The following is a 15,908-nucleotide window of genomic DNA, read 5'->3' as shown; positions in this document are numbered from 1 at the left end:
GTAGTACCCCATTAGCGAGCAGGAAGTAGTGAAAGCCTGCGACGGTACGAAACGGCATCCAGGAGTCTTACACGGACAAAGAGGACTGATTCAAATCAGTCAATCGAGGTGGAACCGCGGGTTTAAAGACTCGTCCTCGGGCCAATGTGCCCGTGGGCGGGTTTTTTCTTTGTCTATGAAAACAAAAAGGAGGAAATTCAGATGAATATGGAAACAATCGTTAGTATTGCCAAGCAACGCGGGTTCGTATTTCCGGGTTCTGAAATCTATGGGGGTCTAGCAAACACATGGGATTACGGTCCACTTGGGATTGAGCTCAAAAACAATATCAAAAAAGCCTGGTGGAAGAAATTCATTCAAGAATCTCCGACAAACGTTGGGATTGATGCGGCTATTTTAATGAATCCTAAAACGTGGGTAGCTTCTGGCCATATCGGAAACTTTAATGATCCGATGATCGACTGTAAGGCGTGTAAGTCTCGTCACCGTGCCGATAAAATCATCGAAGATGCACTCGATGCAAAAGGAATCGAAATGGTTGTCGATGGTCTATCGTTTGATGACATGAAGAAGTTGATTGAAGAACACCATATTGTCTGTCCAACGTGTGGAAAGTTTGACTACACGGACATTCGTCAGTTCAATTTGATGTTCAAAACGTTCCAAGGCGTGACAGAGAGTTCTACCAACGAAATCTTCTTACGCCCTGAAACGGCTCAAGGAATTTTTGTAAATTTTAAAAACGTCCAAAGGTCCATGCGTAAAAAGGTACCATTTGGTATTGGTCAAATCGGAAAAAGTTTCAGAAATGAAATTACACCTGGAAACTTTACGTTCCGCACGCGTGAATTTGAACAAATGGAACTTGAGTTTTTCTGCAAACCAGGTGAAGATTTAGAATGGTATGCGTACTGGAGAGACTTCTGTAAAGACTGGTTACTGAACCTTGGGATGAAGGAAGAAACCATCCGTTTACGTGAGCATGACCAAGACGAGCTCTCTCACTACTCAAATGCAACGGTAGATATTGAATACAAATTCCCATTCGGATGGGGTGAGCTTTGGGGAATCGCGGACCGTACAGATTTTGATTTGAAACAGCATATGGAGCATTCCAATGAAGATTTCACATACATTGATCCCGTGTCGAATGAACGTTTTGTCCCTTATGTAATCGAACCGTCTTTAGGCGCTGATCGTGTGACACTAGCTTTCCTCATCAATGCGTATGAAGAAGAGCAACTTGAAGGCGATGATACGCGAAACGTTATGCGATTCCACCCTGCCCTTGCTCCGTTTAAAGCGGCGATTCTGCCACTTTCGAAAAAATTAAGTGAACCGGCTGGTGAGTTGTTTGCTGAACTAAGCAAACACTTTATGGTGGACTATGACGAGTCTCAATCCATCGGGAAACGCTACCGTCGTCAAGATGAAATCGGAACACCGTTCTGTATCACGTATGACTTTGATTCGCAGGAGGATGGTCAGGTGACCGTTCGTCACCGTGATTCTATGGAACAGACGCGTATGCCAATTGCAGACGTCAAAGCGTACATTGAATCTCACCTAGAGTTTTAATTATAAAAGACGACCTCAACTTTCGAGGTCGTCTTTTTTGATGATTGGCTCCGCTTGAAAAATCAATGGGTTTCGTTCGAGTTGTTCTAAAAACTGTCTGGACTTTAAGCGAACACCCACCTGTTCTTCGTAAATTGTCGAAATAATCTTCCGCATAAATTGTTTGGTTTCTTTTTTTAATTCTATCTTCCCCACACCTTCAATAGGTGTATAAAGAAATGTACGAATCAAACGCACATGAACTGGCTTTAATCGAATGATATACCGGTCGACTTCAAAACAGCGGTGGCATAGAAACCCGATCTGCTGAAATGAAAAAGCAAATTCGCCTTCTTTTGCACCGCAACTGGAACATCCATCTAGATGAGGGCGAATTCCAGCAACGGAGAGCATCTTCCACTCTACAAACAAAAGAATTGCTTCAGGGTCATACTCTTCTTCGATTGCTTGCATCGATTGATGGAGAAGTTGATAGATCCCACTTGATGCCGTTTCATCATCTGTCAGTTTATCAATCAGCTCAGTAATGACACTGGCATACGCTGCTTTTTCTATATCTTCACGAATATGGCGCATCGAATGAATGATTTCCGCTTGTTGGAGCGTGCCCATACCTTTCCCCTGTTGAATGAGAAAATGACCATGCGTAAATAGTTGAGTAACGGCTGAAAAGCGACTGGCTGGTTTTTTTGCTCCACGAGCCATTGCCGTTCGCTTTCCTAGTTCTTCTGTCAAAATCGTAACAATTTTATTGTTTTCCCCGTAAGGAATGGCGCGCAATATATAGCCTTCCGCTTTTGTTAACATTGCAGCGCCTCCTTCCTAATATTCGTCGTCACGGAATCCGTAATCACGGAGTTGATTTGACTTGTTGCGCCAATCTTTTTGAACTTTGACCCACAGTTCTAAAAATACTTTAGAGCCTAACAACATTTCGATATCATGACGAGCTTTTGTTCCGATATCTTTAAGAAGCGCTCCCCGTTTTCCGATAACAATCCCTTTTTGAGAATCTCGCTCCACAATAATGGTAGCGGACACATTGATGAGTTCTTTCGTCTCTTCTTTTTTAATTTGCTCAATGACTACTGCAATCGAATGCGGAATTTCTTCGCGCGTCACATGGAGTACTTTTTCTCGAATCAGTTCAGAGATAATAAATCGCTCTGGGTGATCCGTGACTTGGTCTGCTGGATAGTATTGTGGACCAACTGGTAAGTACGATTCGATCGTGGATAGGAGTCGGTCGACGTTATTTCCTTGCAATGCAGAAATAGGAACGATCTCTGCAAAATCGTATTCTTCTTTGTAAGAATCAATGATAGCAAGAATCTCGTCCGGATGAATTTGATCGATTTTGTTGATGATTAAAAATACAGGTGTTTTATTGTCTTGCAACAGTTCCATGATCATCTTATCGCCTGCACCAATTGGTTCTGTTGCATTGACCATGAACAGTATAGCATCGACTTCTTTAAGCGTATTTTTAGCAACTTTCATCATAAAGTCGCCAAGTTTATGTTTTGGTTTATGAATACCTGGTGTGTCGATGAAAATCATTTGACTAGAGTCTTGTGTGAGCACTCCTTGCACTTTATTGCGCGTAGTTTGGGGCTTGTCACTCATGATGGCAATCTTTTGGCCAATCACACGGTTCAAAAATGTTGATTTCCCTACATTAGGTCGTCCAATAATTGAAATAAAACCTGATTTAAATTTTGTATTTTGTTGATTCATCGAATCATTCCTCCAGTGAGCTTGTTACACAAGCAGGTCAATTAATTTCGGGATAAATAGGATGAATCCTATGATTGCTGCTCCTATAGCAAAAACAAGACATGCTCCCGCTGCAATATCTTTAACTTTTCCAGCAACCGGATGTTGGTCAGGTTCTACCAAGTCTACAAGGGTCTCCAGTGCCGTATTCACGAGTTCGAGAGCCATCATGCCTATGATGACAATAAGTAGGATTGCCCACTCAATACTGCTGAACTTCAATATCCACCCTATAATCAAAACGACAACCGCGGCAAAAAAGTGAAATCTCATATGTCGTTCACTTTTTAGAGCTGCTCGTATACCTCTTGCAGCATTTCGAACCGAAGTGACAAAGCGCATGAATACTACTCCTCTCGAGGCAGTCCAAATTCATTTAGATAGGCATGCTGTTTGGCAAACATTTCTTGCTCTTCGTCTTCCGACATATGATCATAACCTAAAAGATGAAGCAGTCCATGGACAGCGAGAAACGCAACCTCTCTCTCAAAGGAGTGATTGTAATCTTCTGCTTGTTCTTTTGCTCGTTCCACAGAAATAATAATATCTCCTAGCAAGAGGGGTTCTTCTCCAATGATGTCGATTTCCCCTTCTCCTTTTTCTTGCAGAGCAAAAGAAATCACATCCGTCACCGAATCTTTTCCGCGATATGTCCGGTTGATCTCTTGAATCTCATCATTGCTAACAAATGAAACCGAAACTTCGGTATCCTTTGCGATTCCTTCTTTATCTGCAACAAAGGAAAGCACTCGTGTCACTAGGTCCACAGCTTCAGTGGTTGCCACTTCATTCACATTTAAAATATCAATAATCATTTGGTTGTCTCCTTCGGATATTCGATCCGTTCATGATAGAAGCCTTGTAGCGTAGAATAAATACTCTCTTTCACTTTCACTAGGTCTTTCATGGAAATCTCGCATTCATCAAATTGTCCATCGTTGACACGATCTGACACAATGGAATCAATCAGCTCTTTTATTTTCGTGCTGGATGGCTGTTGCATGGACCGTACGGCCGCTTCAACACTATCTGCAATTGAAATGACAGCTGCCTCTTTCGTTTGCGGCTTCGGTCCAGAATATCTGAAATTCTCTTGCTCAACTGCATCATGTTCTTTTTTTGCTTTAAAGTAAAAATACTTTACACATGTGGTGCCGTGGTGTTGAAGTGCTACATCGATAATTGGACGAGGAATTCGATTTTGAAGCAGTATACTTGCTCCATCCGTAGTGTGGTCCTTAATAATAGATGCACTCGTTTCCGGAGGCAGATGGTCGTGTGGATTATATCCGTTTGTTTGATTTTCAATAAAAAATCCAGGGCGTCGTGTCTTCCCAATATCATGGTAATAACAAGCGACACGAGCAAATAGACCATTCGCCCCAATGGCTTCACAAGCGGACTCAGAAAGATTGGCTACCATAACACTGTGGTGGTATGTTCCTGGAGTTTCCATAAGTAATTTTTTGAGTAATGGATGGCCAGGATTTGCAAGTTCTAAAAGTTTCATTGTTGATAAAATACTAAAAGCTGATTCAAAAAATGGCAATGTGCCTAATGTGAAAGCTCCTGATATCATACCGGATAATAGAGCAAGACCGATAAATAAGAAGCTATCTTTCATCGTGATTGATGTTGATGAAAGGAGCAAGTAAGCAAGCATAAAGAGTACATTGATTAGTGCCACTACTGCACTTGCCTTTAAAATATGGGCATTGTTTGAAATCATTTTCAATGCAAAAATTCCAGCTAGCCCTCCGACCAAGTTATAAAGTGCAATATCTGTCTGCAGAAAACTCGTAAACCCTTCTTTAAATATGTATCCAGAAAGGAGAGACACTGAGATTATCGATACATATGCATGCCGTTCTGTGGTCAATAAATAGACCGTCATGGCGACAAAAGCAGTAGGAAATAAAAAGGCAATCGTTAATGTAAAATTATCATCAATTAAACTTGTGATGACCATAAGTAGTGTAGCAAGAATCAATACAAGAAGCGTCACAGCAAGTTGCTTCATTTTTGTCTTTTTAGTCCCTTTTGAAATCAGAAATGCCCCATAGATACTCCCGATCGCTAGTAAGCTAAGTAAGGCGATTCCGATAAAAGGTATATAGGATGTCTGGTTACTGATCATACCGGAGAGTTCAAGCTGGCGATAGATTTCACGGTCGACATACTGCCCTTTTTGAACAAGCAGTTGTCCCTGTAGAATACGTGTAGGCTCTACTTGGCTAGCTGCTTGCTCTTTCCGCTCTTCAGTCAGCTCTTCGTCGATGATTTCTGTTTCCACAATCGCTAAACGAATAATCTTAGCAAGCGCTGTTTCAAAACTTTGAGAATAAGGCAATCTGTTCCGCATCTCATTAACAGATTGTTCTCTGACGGAAGTTAATTGCCCACTCCGGATAGGCTCCGTCAACTTCGCATTCACATCTTTTGATAAGAGGTTTGCAGATGTCTCTAAGGCGGAAAGTGGTTGTTCAATCATTGCTTGAACTTCTTCATCCGTAAGGACATTTGATAAATCGGCAGATAACGTCTCGAGTTCATCACGAAAGAGGCGTATTGCATTTTCGCTCGATGCTTCATCAAGCTCTTGTTGTTTTGCGGCAATCAGTGATTCAAAGACAGATTGTACCCATGCCGCTTGATTTTCTGCGGCATCGTCTTGAAAGACATAAACTGGATCCGTGGCTTCGATGGCCGCCTGTCGATCTTGTTCTGTCTTCATAGTATCTTCTACAGTTTTTGAAGAACGTATGGTTTCTGGTGACAATTGAAAACGTTCGATGGAATACGTATTATCTGATGATATAAATGAAAGCATGCTAAATAAAAGAAGTGCGCTAAGGAGCGCTATCATTGCAGAAAATCCTTTACGAGTATAGAGTTCAGTTATATTTTGATACCACTTGGCCAAGTTCATCCCTCCATCTTCTTCAAGTATACCATGAAAAAAGGCCGTAACCGAAATCGGTTACTGACCTTCTTCATAAGCATGGATGATTTTCGCAACAAGTGGATGGCGAACTACATCGCCTTGCTCTAAGTAGTGGAATTGAAGACCTTTTACATTTTTCAAAATGGATTCCGCCACATTCAAACCAGATTGCATTCCTTTAGGTAAGTCGATCTGTGTGCGATCTCCCGTAATCACCATTTTTGAACCAAATCCAAGTCGTGTTAAAAACATCTTCATTTGTGCAGGAGTTGTATTCTGAGCTTCGTCTAAAATTACAAAAGCATCATCTAAAGTTCGACCACGCATGTACGCAAGAGGCGCAATCTCAATTACTCCACGTTCAATTAACCGTTCGGTCTGCTCGGCACCTATCACATCGTGGAGAGCGTCATAGAGAGGACGAAGGTAGGGATCGACCTTTTCTTTCAAGTCTCCTGGCAAGAAACCAAGACTTTCCCCAGCTTCAACAGCAGGACGTGTTAAGATGATTCGTTTCACTTGCCCATTTTTAAGTGCTTGCGAGGCCATGACAACAGCTAGATAGGTTTTACCCGTTCCAGCTGGGCCAATTCCAAAGGTTAGGTCATAGCTTTGAATCCCTTTCACATATGCCCGTTGACCAATTGTCTTTGCACGAATAACTTTCCCTTTTACCGTACGTGCGACTTCTTCTTCATAAAGTCGTACAAAGTAATCGATCGTACCAGACACCGCCATTTCAATAGCAGCGACTACATCCCGTTCGTTTATTTGAATTCCTTTACGAATAAGTTCAAGTAAGGCAGATACTACGGCCACTGCTTTGTCTTGTTCTTCTGACTCACCAACAATTTGCAAACTATCTCCTCTGGAGATGAGTTGTACCTGAAACTGATCTTCGATGAGCGCAAAATTTTTATCTGCATTTCCATGAAGCTGCACCGCTTCGTTTGGATCTTTCACATGGATTTCTATCTTTTCAGTTGTCATTCACTGTCTCCTTAGGGTACGTTGGTTTCGCAATATTGCCTTCTAGTTTGAGTAGTACCTTCCCTTCTACTTTACCATTTTCATTTTGTACATGTAAAATCTTTACGTCCATTATTTGTATGCGTTGCCCCTGTGAATGAATAAACTTTTCAAGGATTGCTTGCAGATGACTATTTTTCAGTTCAAATTCATCTTTTTGATAGCGCTGAATTTGAAACTCAAGCTCTTTCCAGTAGACACCCCGAACTTCTCCTTTTGCTTCCAATCCCATGGTTCCTTCTGCAAGTAGCTGTCCTTTTTTGACAACATCTTTTCGACTGACTCGACGTTCTCCTGCCACCAAATAAATCCGTTCGACTACGGCATCCTCTCTTGCAACGAAAGCAGGGGCAGATGGAAGCTCTATTGGTTCTACCAGGGTAGGTGCGGGAATTAATGTTACATGGAACCTGCTCCCCTTTTCTTCTAGCAGGATCCATGCTACTCCTGTGATTTCTGTCATCAGTTTTTGTCGAATGAAACGATCTTCAGGTCTTCCATTTTTATAAAGTGGCGTGTGCATGTTTAGCTCATCTAACTTTTCTTCTGCTTGAGCTACGAGTAGTTCAGGACCACTGACATCTATGGATAAAATCAAATACGTACTAAAAAACGGAATCAGAGCAAACAGGAGGAGCGTGATGAAAACTGGAATCACAAAAGAAATGGTCGGCCACACGGGTGACAAGTGAATGGTGACACCTGATTGCTTTTTGGCTTTTCTTATCCATTTGATGTGTTGTCGCTCCACAACAAACGTACACCCTTTTTGAGAAGTAAGGTGGCTAATTTCTACTTTAGGGGAAGCACTAAGTTGTGACAAAAAGGAGGAAATCTCGTTTGATTCACCTTTGACTGCAACTCTAATTTTCGCGTGTGGTAGATACTTCAATAGAATGCAATCCTTTAAATGTAATGGAGACAAATTCATCTTTCATTTCACGAATACGAACTTGTTGAGCTTTCACCGAGACAGTAAATGTTTGATCTACAAGGATACAAGATGTTGCACCGAACTCCTGAATACGGTAGTTGCCTTTTAACTCAAAATAGTTCTTTAGATTGGATTCGATATAATAAGTGTTCACAAAAAAACACCTCTTCTTTGCAACGTATGCAAAGAAGAAGGTGTTTAGACTAACGACGCTTCGAAACCGGAGGAGCGAGCACTTCCGAGAGGACAATGGCTTGTGCCAATTCTTCTCTGGAGTTAACAAGTTGCTTAACAGGCTCTTCCATTACAATTTCTTTCGTTTTTTGTTGGTGCATAGATAGACGACCTGGTCGCTCAGGCGTGCGAGAGGTCGTAACTGCAGTTTGTTCAATGACTGTAGGTACTTTCTTCTCTAACCGGGACTTTTGGCGATCTATACGCTCAGCTTGTTCAGGAAACCGTTCCCGAACTTGTTGTTCTGCTTTTTGAACAACTTCTTTTGTCTGAGGTGACATTTTCTGTTCCGTTTCTTCCAACATTTGCTTCGACCAATTTTCGAGCTCTTTTAATACAGACGGTCGATTTTGATTCGTTGAAGATTTGGTTTGAACAGGTTGTTTTTGACGCACTGGAGGCGGTGTTTGTTGGGTTTCTTTTTTCTTGTTACCGAAAAATGAGCTGATAATCAGTGACAAGATAATCAGTATAATCCCTTCCACAGCGACCCCTCCCTTCTGTTATTATGCGTTGGATGATCCATCAGTAGAGTCTTTCTTTCCAACTTTGCTGATTGAATCACGCATAGACGTGTCTGCTTGAATGTTTTTATAGTTCATGTAATCCATGACACCGATGTTTCCATCTTTTAAAGCATCAGCCATCGCAAGTGGTACTTGTGATTCCGCTTCGACAACTTTGGCACGCATTTCTTCTACACGGGCTTTCATTTCTTGCTCAGTAGCAACAGCCATTGCACGACGTTCTTCCGCTTTTGCTTGCGCAATTTTCTTATCGGCTTCAGCTTGCTCAGTCTGAAGTTCAGCTCCAATGTTTTTACCGATATCAACGTCCGCAATATCGATGGATAAGATTTCAAAAGCTGTACCTGAGTCAAGACCTTTTGATAGGACAGTTTGAGAAATCATATCTGGATTTTCAAGTACTTTCTTGTGATCCACTTGAGAACCGATTGTACTAACAATCCCTTCACCAACACGGGCAACGATGGTTTCTTCACCCGCACCACCGACGAGGCGTTCGATGTTCGCACGTACAGTGATACGTGCTTTTGCTTTTACTTCAATCCCGTCCATCGCAACACCAGCAATAAATGGAGTTTCGATGACTTTAGGATTAACAGACATTTGTACAGCTTCTAATACGTCTCGACCAGCGAGGTCAATTGCTGCTGCCCGTTCAAATGATAAATCAATATTCGCACGGTGTGCTGCAATTAGTGCATTTACCACACGGTCAACATTACCACCTGCTAAATAGTGACTTTCCAGCTGATTAATTTGCACATCTAATCCTGCTTTGTGGGCTTTAATCAGTGGATTCACAATACGTGAAGGAATAACACGACGTAAACGCATCCCGATTAATGTAAATATACTAATTCGAACACCTGCTGCTAGAGCCGAGATCCACAATGTCACAGGGACAAATGTGAAGAAGACGGCAAGGAACAAGACAACAAGTACAATGACGGCGATAAAACCGACAAGACCTAAACCTTCAAACATTACATTTCCTCCTCTTTCAATTCACGCACTACAATGCGTGATCCTTCTACTTTTCGGATAATCACTTTTCGGTTGCGGTCAATGAAGTTTCCTTCTGAAACTGCATCCAGTCGTTCATCTCCAATTACAATAGTACCAGATGGACGCAGTGGAGTTAAGGTGTCTGCTAGTTGACCGACAAGCTCCCTGCGTTCTACAGACGAGACATAGCCCTTCTCCGTAGAGGTTGAGTCACTTAAAATAATTTTATTAAACATGCGTAATTTTTTCCCGAAGAACTTCATGATGACCACCATTCCTGTAATTGCGACAGCAAGTGCAATTAAAATTGAAATACTAATTTGTGTCACATCCGCACCAGCAAGATAGAGGCTTCCGAGGATGGCTAGTCCACCTAATATGCCACTGATGCCAAAAGGCAGGAAGATTTCTGCGACCAGAAGGATCAGCCCGATAATAAATAATATCACAGCTTCAAATCCTGCGAGGCCTACAATCATATGACCATAGAAAAATAGTAACAACGCGGAAATACCCATAAAGCCAGGAATTCCAAATCCAGGTGAGTACAGTTCTACGACCAGTCCTAAACTCCCAATAGATAAGAGAATAGGAACCACAATAGGGTGTGTAATAAACCGAGCAAGTTTTACTAAAAACGATTCCTCAACTGAAATGACTTCAGCATCAGCTAAGTTAATAGCTTCAAGCACCTCGTCAAGTGAGTTCACTATTCCTTCGGCATACTCTGCCTCTATCGCTTCGCTAGAAGTTAACGTCAGGAGCTCACCTGCCTCTACACCAAACTGTGGCAGTTCAATAGAGTCATCTACCATGGCTAATGCAATTTCCGGATTTCTTCCAGAGTATTCGGCAGCATTTCTCATAGATGCAGCCCAAGCACTTCGAGCTTTCTCATCCGCTGCATTTCCTGTTTGATCAATGACTGCTGCGGCTCCCATGGTTGCATTTGGGGACATATATATCTGATCGGCATAAAGCGCTAAGTATGCCCCTGCTGATAAAGCACGATTATTGATATACATGATGACATCTATACTTGTCTCTTCTAGTAATTCTGCAATGTTCTCGGCATCATCTACGACACCACCCGGCGTGTCCATCTCTATGATGATGGCATCAGCATTATTTTCTTCTGCTTCATCAATAGACTGTGCAAGGAAAGTAAATAAAGCTTTTTCAACTACATCATCCAATGGAATTCGGTAAACGGTTTCATTCTGCGCATTACCAGAGAAGAACGGGAGTAAAACACTGAGGAGAATGAGGACAAACATCGATATTCGCAATTTTTTCACCTTTTCACCCCACTTTCCGAATCTGTCTCTCTGTTCTACGACTATCATAACGAAAAGTTTCGTTTTTATGCATTCTTTTTGACTTATTTCTTCATTTTCTTTGATAGATTACAAATAATCATGTTATGGAAACTTTTTTTATTGAATACTCCTTTAAAAATGAAGTTACCAATATAAGTATTTGAAAATAGTAAATCCATAGAAACATCATTACTTAGGGAAACGCGTGCCTAACATGAATTGGCCAAAAATTTTCGGATTTGTTCAAATTTATTCTATTGTATTCATGAACTTTGATAATAAGAAATAGCTAACATGGCTGTCGGATTCATTTAATCCGTCGATAACTGCCCGCCATAAATGAAAAAATAACCCGCACTCATCAGCAGATGAGAACGGGTTATGTGTTCGATTTAAATCATCAAGTGTTGTTAACGCAGGGATGTATCGGGATAGATTACCACTTACGTTTACGCGCAGCTTCTGATTTCTTTTTACGTTTTACGCTTGGTTTTTCATAAAACTCGCGCTTTCGTACCTCTTGAATTGTACCACTTTTAGAAACAGTACGTTTGAAGCGTCGAAGAGCATCCTCAAGCGATTCGTTTTTGCGAACGACAGTTTTTGACATCTCTCTTTCCCTCCCTCCGAACACACATCAAAGCACATAACTAATTAGTTACGTTACCTAAAAATTATAGCGTATTGAGAGTGAGTCGTCAACTGATGCAAGAAAAAATTAGTAGTCTGAATCTGCTGAAAGACCTTCCATAATCGCGACACCAGAACTTGCGCCAATACGAGTCGCTCCTGCTTCCACCATTTTGTTGAAATCTTCTAAGTTACGAACGCCACCAGAAGCTTTTACTTCTAAGTCCGCTCCAACAGTTTTGTGCATAAGCGCTACATCTTCAGGTGTTGCTCCACCTGTAGAGAATCCAGTGGATGTCTTCACAAAATTAGCACCTGCTTCTTTTGATAACTGAGAGGCAGTTACGATTTCGTCTTTCGTAAGTAGGCATGTTTCAAGGATGACTTTAACAATCGCTTTCCCCTTAGCTGCTTCTACCACTGCTTCGATGTCATTCTTCACATCTTCAATAAGACCTGATTTTAAAGCACCTACATTTAATACCATATCAATTTCTGTAGCACCTTTAGCAATCGCATCTTTTGTTTCAAATGCTTTCGTGTCTGTCGTTGAAGCTCCAAGAGGGAAGCCAATAACCGTACAAACCTTTACAGGGCTATCTTTTAATTGTTCTGCTGCGAAAGAAACCCATGTTGGATTGACACAGACAGATGCAAATTGGTGTTTTGCCGCTTCCTGGCATAAAACTTCAATTTGCGTTTTTGTTGCATCTTGTTTAAGTAATGTATGATCAATATATGAGGCAATTGGTTTTTTCATCGGATTAAACTCTCCTTTAGTTGAGATGTACGTACCTCTTCATCATAAGCAAATTCTCATAGAAACGCAAGTGTACTGAAAAACTGCCCAGTCGAGACTGGACAGTTCATAATGGAATTACATAGCTACTACAAAATTATCTTCGAGGATGCGAACAAACTGACCCTCATTGTAAGGATACCCTGCTTTTGTTATTTTTACTCTCACAAGTTTACCTATGAGGTCTTCTCCACCTGGAATCACTACTTTTAAATAGTTATCGGTATAACCCACAACAAAATCTCCTGGCTGATCCGGTGCAAATGATTCTTCCGGGATAATCTCTAGTACTTCATCTTCGTAACTAGATGCATATTCTTTCGCGAGTTGGTCATTGAGCGTAATTAAACGATGCACACGTTCGTTTTTCACTTCTTCATCCACTTGGTCATCCATGCGAGCTGCAGGTGTACCTGTGCGTTTTGAATACGGAAACACGTGCAGTTCAGAAAAACGGTGCGTACGAATGAACTCATACGTTTCCATGAATTCTTCTTCGGTCTCTCCTGGGAATCCGACAATGACATCAGAAGTTATCGCAAGGTCCGGAAGTGCTTTGCGAAGTTGGACTAAACGGTCTGCAAAGAAAGCCATTGTATACTTGCGGCGCATCCGTTTCAACACGGTATCTGAACCCGATTGAATCGGAATATGCAGATGTCGTACAACAATCGAAGAATTCTTAAGAACTTCAATCACTTCATCTGTTAATTGGCTTGCTTCAATGGAACTGATACGTAGACGCTTCAGTCCGTGAACTTCCGCCTCTAAATCACGTAAAAGTTGTGCCAAATTGTAATCTTTTAAGTCTTCGCCATATCCACCTGTATGAATGCCTGTCAGTACAATTTCTTTATAACCCGCATCAACTAGTTGTTTCGCTTGACGGACCACTTCTTGTGGGTCGCGTGAACGCATTAACCCGCGTGCCCATGGAATGATGCAAAACGTACAGAAGTTGTTGCATCCTTCTTGGATCTTAAGAGATGCACGTGTACGGTCAGTGAAGTTTGGTACATCCAACTCTTCATAGACACGATTTTTCATAATATTACCCACTGCATTTATCGGCTGGCGCTCCACTTTATACTGTTCAATATAATCGAGCATTTTACGACGATCCTGTGTTCCCACAACGATGTCTACTCCAGGAATCGCCATAATCTCCGCCGGAGACGTTTGGGCATAACAACCTGTAACACAGATCACTGCGTCCGGATTTTGTCGAATGGCACGACGAATCACTTGACGACTTTTCTTATCTCCTGTGTTCGTCACAGTGCATGTATTGACGACATACACATCTGCACGCTTTTCAAAATCAGTCCGTTCATAGTTTTGTTCTTTAAAAAGCTGCCAAATTGCTTCTGTTTCATAATGGTTCACTTTACAACCGAGCGTATGAAAAGCTACTGAAGCCATGCGAGCCACCTCTTTCATTCAAATTCATAGGATAGAGCCGCAAGAGCATAGAGAGGTGCCGTTTCTGCACGTAAAATACGTGGCCCAAGAGTTGTGGCCGCTGCCCCGTTCGCTACTAGCTTTTCTACCTCGTCACGTTCTAATCCGCCTTCAGGTCCAAAAATGACAAGTATCGACTTTATATCATACACTGTTTTGAGATGGTCTGCAAATCGAACTCGCTCCGTTTTCTTTGCCTCTTCTTCATCACACACGAGAACAACATCATACTTTTTCATTGTTTCTGTGAGTTGATGAAAAGTATGTAAATCATGGATTGTAGGAATGACCGTTCGATGGCTTTGTTCCGCCGCTTCCTTCGCGATCTTCCCATAGCGCTCTTTCTTCTTCTGCCACTTTCTATCATCCCATTTCACAATTGAGCGTTCTGCTTCAAAAGGAATAAACCCAGCCATTCCAAGCTCTGTCGCTTTTTGAATGACTAGGTCTAGTTTATCCCCTTTTGGTAAACCGCATGCAATTACCACGTCTAGAGGCAGTTCTGTTTGAAGAGGCAGTTTTTCTCCAAGAACAACAGTTACAGTTAGTTCAGAAATACTTGTGATGGTACTAAGGTAAGCTCGCTCATTCGAAACAACAATGACTTGTTCGCCTTCTTTCATACGCATCACACGCGTAATGTGATGAGCGTCTTCACCTTGTATTACAGCATTCGAGGAAGTTGCATTGTCTACAAAATACCGTTGCATGCTCTCCCCCCTATGCTTTCTTCGCGATAATGGCAACCCAATCTTCCATCATCATGATTTCTTCAATAACAAATCCTACTTCTTCTAAACCATTTCTAACATCGTCTTTTCTTGCACCGATAATACCTGATGTAATATATGTACCACCAGACTTCACCATTTGGTAGGCATCATGTGTAAATGATAAAATGATATCCGCCAAGATGTTAGCGACGACCACGTCTGCCGGCTCATTTGCAGAATCCAACAAATTTCCTTTAACCACAAAAACCTTGTCTGATACCTTGTTTAATTCTACATTTGCTTTTGCCGCTGTGACGGCAACTTCATCCAGGTCGAGTGCATGGACATGAGAAGCACCTAAAAGTGCTGCTCCAATCGACAACACACCAGACCCTGTACCGACATCAATAACCGTGTCATTTGCTTTTACTGTCTTCTCCAAAGCTTGGAGACACATGACAGTTGTTGGATGTGTACCTGTACCAAACGCCATTCCTGGGTCGAGCTCAATAATCAACTCATCTGTACTTACCGGTTGATAATCTTCCCACGTCGGAACGATAGTAAAGCGGTTTGAAATTTTCACCGGGTGGTAATACTGTTTCCATGCCGTTGCCCAGTCTTCTTCATCGACTTCATGCAATGTCACTTCTCCAGCACCAATATTGATTTCAAAAGATTGTAAGTTGGAAATCGCAAGCTTAATTTCTTCGACGGTTTCATAGATGAAGCTATTGGTAGCGAGATACGCTTTCACTCGAACACCCGCTATAGGAAAGTCAGAAGGGTTCAACTCATAAAGCTCTCCAAACTGATCTACCCGTTCTTTTTCAAGTTCCCACGAATCTTCGATAACAACACCGCTTGCACCAGCCTCATGTAGGATGTTGCTAATGGGTTCGACTGCTTCATTTGTCGTCAATACGGAAAGTTCCATCCATTTCACTTGCGATTCACTC

The 15,908-nt window shown here is 41.7% G+C and carries 17 protein-coding genes; 1 reads left to right on the top strand and 16 read right to left on the bottom strand.

Features of this window, described 5'->3' with window-relative positions:
* The first annotated feature begins 207 nt into the window (after positions 1–207).
* Entirely contained in the window at positions 208–1,578 is a 1,371-nt protein-coding gene (locus tag ACFO0S_RS13720; protein ID WP_378142797.1) for a glycine--tRNA ligase, read from the top strand.
* Positions 1,579–1,593: 15 nt separating this feature from the next.
* Here ACFO0S_RS13720 and recO read toward each other — a convergent pair whose 3' ends face one another.
* From recO to prmA, 16 genes are all read right to left on the bottom strand, one after another.
* Complete coding sequence (recO, locus tag ACFO0S_RS13715) at positions 1,594–2,385, bottom strand: DNA repair protein RecO (protein WP_378142663.1); 792 nt, start codon at positions 2,383–2,385, stop codon at positions 1,594–1,596.
* Positions 2,386–2,400: 15 nt separating this feature from the next.
* A complete protein-coding gene (era, locus tag ACFO0S_RS13710; protein WP_378142662.1) occupies positions 2,401–3,315 on the bottom strand; it encodes a GTPase Era in 915 nt (304 codons plus the stop codon).
* A 24-nt stretch (positions 3,316–3,339) separates the two neighbouring features.
* Entirely contained in the window at positions 3,340–3,696 is a 357-nt protein-coding gene (locus ACFO0S_RS13705) for a diacylglycerol kinase family protein (RefSeq protein WP_378142661.1), read from the bottom strand.
* 5 nt (positions 3,697–3,701) lie between these two features.
* On the bottom strand, positions 3,702–4,169 hold the full coding sequence (ybeY, locus tag ACFO0S_RS13700) for an rRNA maturation RNase YbeY (protein WP_378142660.1): 468 nt from the start codon (positions 4,167–4,169) through the stop codon (positions 3,702–3,704).
* Positions 4,166–6,277, bottom strand: a complete 2,112-nt coding sequence (locus ACFO0S_RS13695) for an HD family phosphohydrolase (protein WP_378142659.1) — start codon at positions 6,275–6,277, stop codon at positions 4,166–4,168. Before ACFO0S_RS13695 ends, ybeY begins: the two co-directional genes overlap by 4 nt.
* Positions 6,278–6,334: 57 nt before the next feature.
* Complete coding sequence (locus tag ACFO0S_RS13690; RefSeq protein WP_378142658.1) at positions 6,335–7,288, bottom strand: PhoH family protein; 954 nt, start codon at positions 7,286–7,288, stop codon at positions 6,335–6,337.
* Positions 7,278–8,150, bottom strand: coding sequence for a sporulation protein YqfD (locus tag ACFO0S_RS13685; RefSeq protein ID WP_465251273.1), 873 nt, complete (start codon positions 8,148–8,150; stop codon positions 7,278–7,280). Before ACFO0S_RS13685 ends, ACFO0S_RS13690 begins: the two co-directional genes overlap by 11 nt.
* Before the next feature lie 40 nt (positions 8,151–8,190).
* Complete coding sequence (locus ACFO0S_RS13680) at positions 8,191–8,415, bottom strand: hypothetical protein (protein WP_378142656.1); 225 nt, start codon at positions 8,413–8,415, stop codon at positions 8,191–8,193.
* 49 nt (positions 8,416–8,464) lie between these two features.
* Entirely contained in the window at positions 8,465–8,980 is a 516-nt protein-coding gene (locus tag ACFO0S_RS13675; RefSeq protein ID WP_378142655.1) for a hypothetical protein, read from the bottom strand.
* Positions 8,981–9,001: 21 nt separating this feature from the next.
* On the bottom strand, positions 9,002–10,006 hold the full coding sequence (gene floA, locus ACFO0S_RS13670; protein WP_378142654.1) for a flotillin-like protein FloA: 1,005 nt from the start codon (positions 10,004–10,006) through the stop codon (positions 9,002–9,004).
* Entirely contained in the window at positions 10,006–11,325 is a 1,320-nt protein-coding gene (locus tag ACFO0S_RS13665) for an NfeD family protein (RefSeq protein ID WP_378142653.1), read from the bottom strand. The genes floA and ACFO0S_RS13665 overlap by 1 nt, the downstream gene beginning before the upstream one ends.
* Before the next feature lie 457 nt (positions 11,326–11,782).
* Positions 11,783–11,956 carry a 30S ribosomal protein S21 gene (gene rpsU / locus ACFO0S_RS13660; protein ID WP_004227078.1) on the bottom strand — a complete coding sequence of 58 codons (174 nt, stop codon included), beginning with the start codon at positions 11,954–11,956 and terminating at the stop codon, positions 11,783–11,785.
* A gap of 108 nt (positions 11,957–12,064) precedes the next feature.
* Entirely contained in the window at positions 12,065–12,736 is a 672-nt protein-coding gene (gene deoC, locus ACFO0S_RS13655; protein WP_378142652.1) for a deoxyribose-phosphate aldolase, read from the bottom strand.
* 117 nt (positions 12,737–12,853) lie between these two features.
* Positions 12,854–14,197, bottom strand: coding sequence for a tRNA (N(6)-L-threonylcarbamoyladenosine(37)-C(2))-methylthiotransferase MtaB (mtaB, locus tag ACFO0S_RS13650; RefSeq protein ID WP_378142651.1), 1,344 nt, complete (start codon positions 14,195–14,197; stop codon positions 12,854–12,856).
* Between the two features lie 14 nt (positions 14,198–14,211).
* Positions 14,212–14,946: a 16S rRNA (uracil(1498)-N(3))-methyltransferase gene (locus tag ACFO0S_RS13645; protein WP_378142650.1), complete on the bottom strand. Its 735-nt coding sequence runs from the start codon at positions 14,944–14,946 to the stop codon at positions 14,212–14,214.
* Between the two features lie 10 nt (positions 14,947–14,956).
* On the bottom strand, positions 14,957–15,895 hold the full coding sequence (gene prmA, locus ACFO0S_RS13640) for a 50S ribosomal protein L11 methyltransferase (RefSeq protein ID WP_378142649.1): 939 nt from the start codon (positions 15,893–15,895) through the stop codon (positions 14,957–14,959).
* Positions 15,896–15,908 lie beyond the last annotated feature (13 nt).

Origin of the sequence: Chryseomicrobium palamuruense (genome assembly GCF_042649045.1) — a bacterium.
Lineage (GTDB): Bacteria > Bacillota > Bacilli > Bacillales_A > Planococcaceae > Chryseomicrobium > Chryseomicrobium palamuruense.
The sequence above is the reverse complement of the archived record's forward strand: the minus strand, read 5'-3'. Positions and strand labels throughout refer to the sequence as shown.

What these genes read in the sequence shown, in the direction of transcription:
- floA (WP_378142654.1), bottom strand. Translation starts at nt 10,006, where the DNA reads ATGTTTGAAGGTTTAGGTCTTGTCGGTTTTATCGCCGTCATTGTACTT.
- ACFO0S_RS13645 (WP_378142650.1), bottom strand. Translation starts at nt 14,946, where the DNA reads ATGCAACGGTATTTTGTAGACAATGCAACTTCCTCGAATGCTGTAATA.
- ybeY (WP_378142660.1), bottom strand. Translation starts at nt 4,169, where the DNA reads ATGATTATTGATATTTTAAATGTGAATGAAGTGGCAACCACTGAAGCT.
- ACFO0S_RS13705 (WP_378142661.1), bottom strand. Translation starts at nt 3,696, where the DNA reads ATGCGCTTTGTCACTTCGGTTCGAAATGCTGCAAGAGGTATACGAGCA.
- rpsU (WP_004227078.1), bottom strand. Translation starts at nt 11,956, where the DNA reads ATGTCAAAAACTGTCGTTCGCAAAAACGAATCGCTTGAGGATGCTCTT.
- recO (WP_378142663.1), bottom strand. Translation starts at nt 2,385, where the DNA reads ATGTTAACAAAAGCGGAAGGCTATATATTGCGCGCCATTCCTTACGGG.
- era (WP_378142662.1), bottom strand. Translation starts at nt 3,315, where the DNA reads ATGAATCAACAAAATACAAAATTTAAATCAGGTTTTATTTCAATTATT.
- ACFO0S_RS13720 (WP_378142797.1), top strand. Translation starts at nt 208, where the DNA reads ATGGAAACAATCGTTAGTATTGCCAAGCAACGCGGGTTCGTATTTCCG.
- mtaB (WP_378142651.1), bottom strand. Translation starts at nt 14,197, where the DNA reads ATGGCTTCAGTAGCTTTTCATACGCTCGGTTGTAAAGTGAACCATTAT.
- ACFO0S_RS13690 (WP_378142658.1), bottom strand. Translation starts at nt 7,288, where the DNA reads ATGACAACTGAAAAGATAGAAATCCATGTGAAAGATCCAAACGAAGCG.
- deoC (WP_378142652.1), bottom strand. Translation starts at nt 12,736, where the DNA reads ATGAAAAAACCAATTGCCTCATATATTGATCATACATTACTTAAACAA.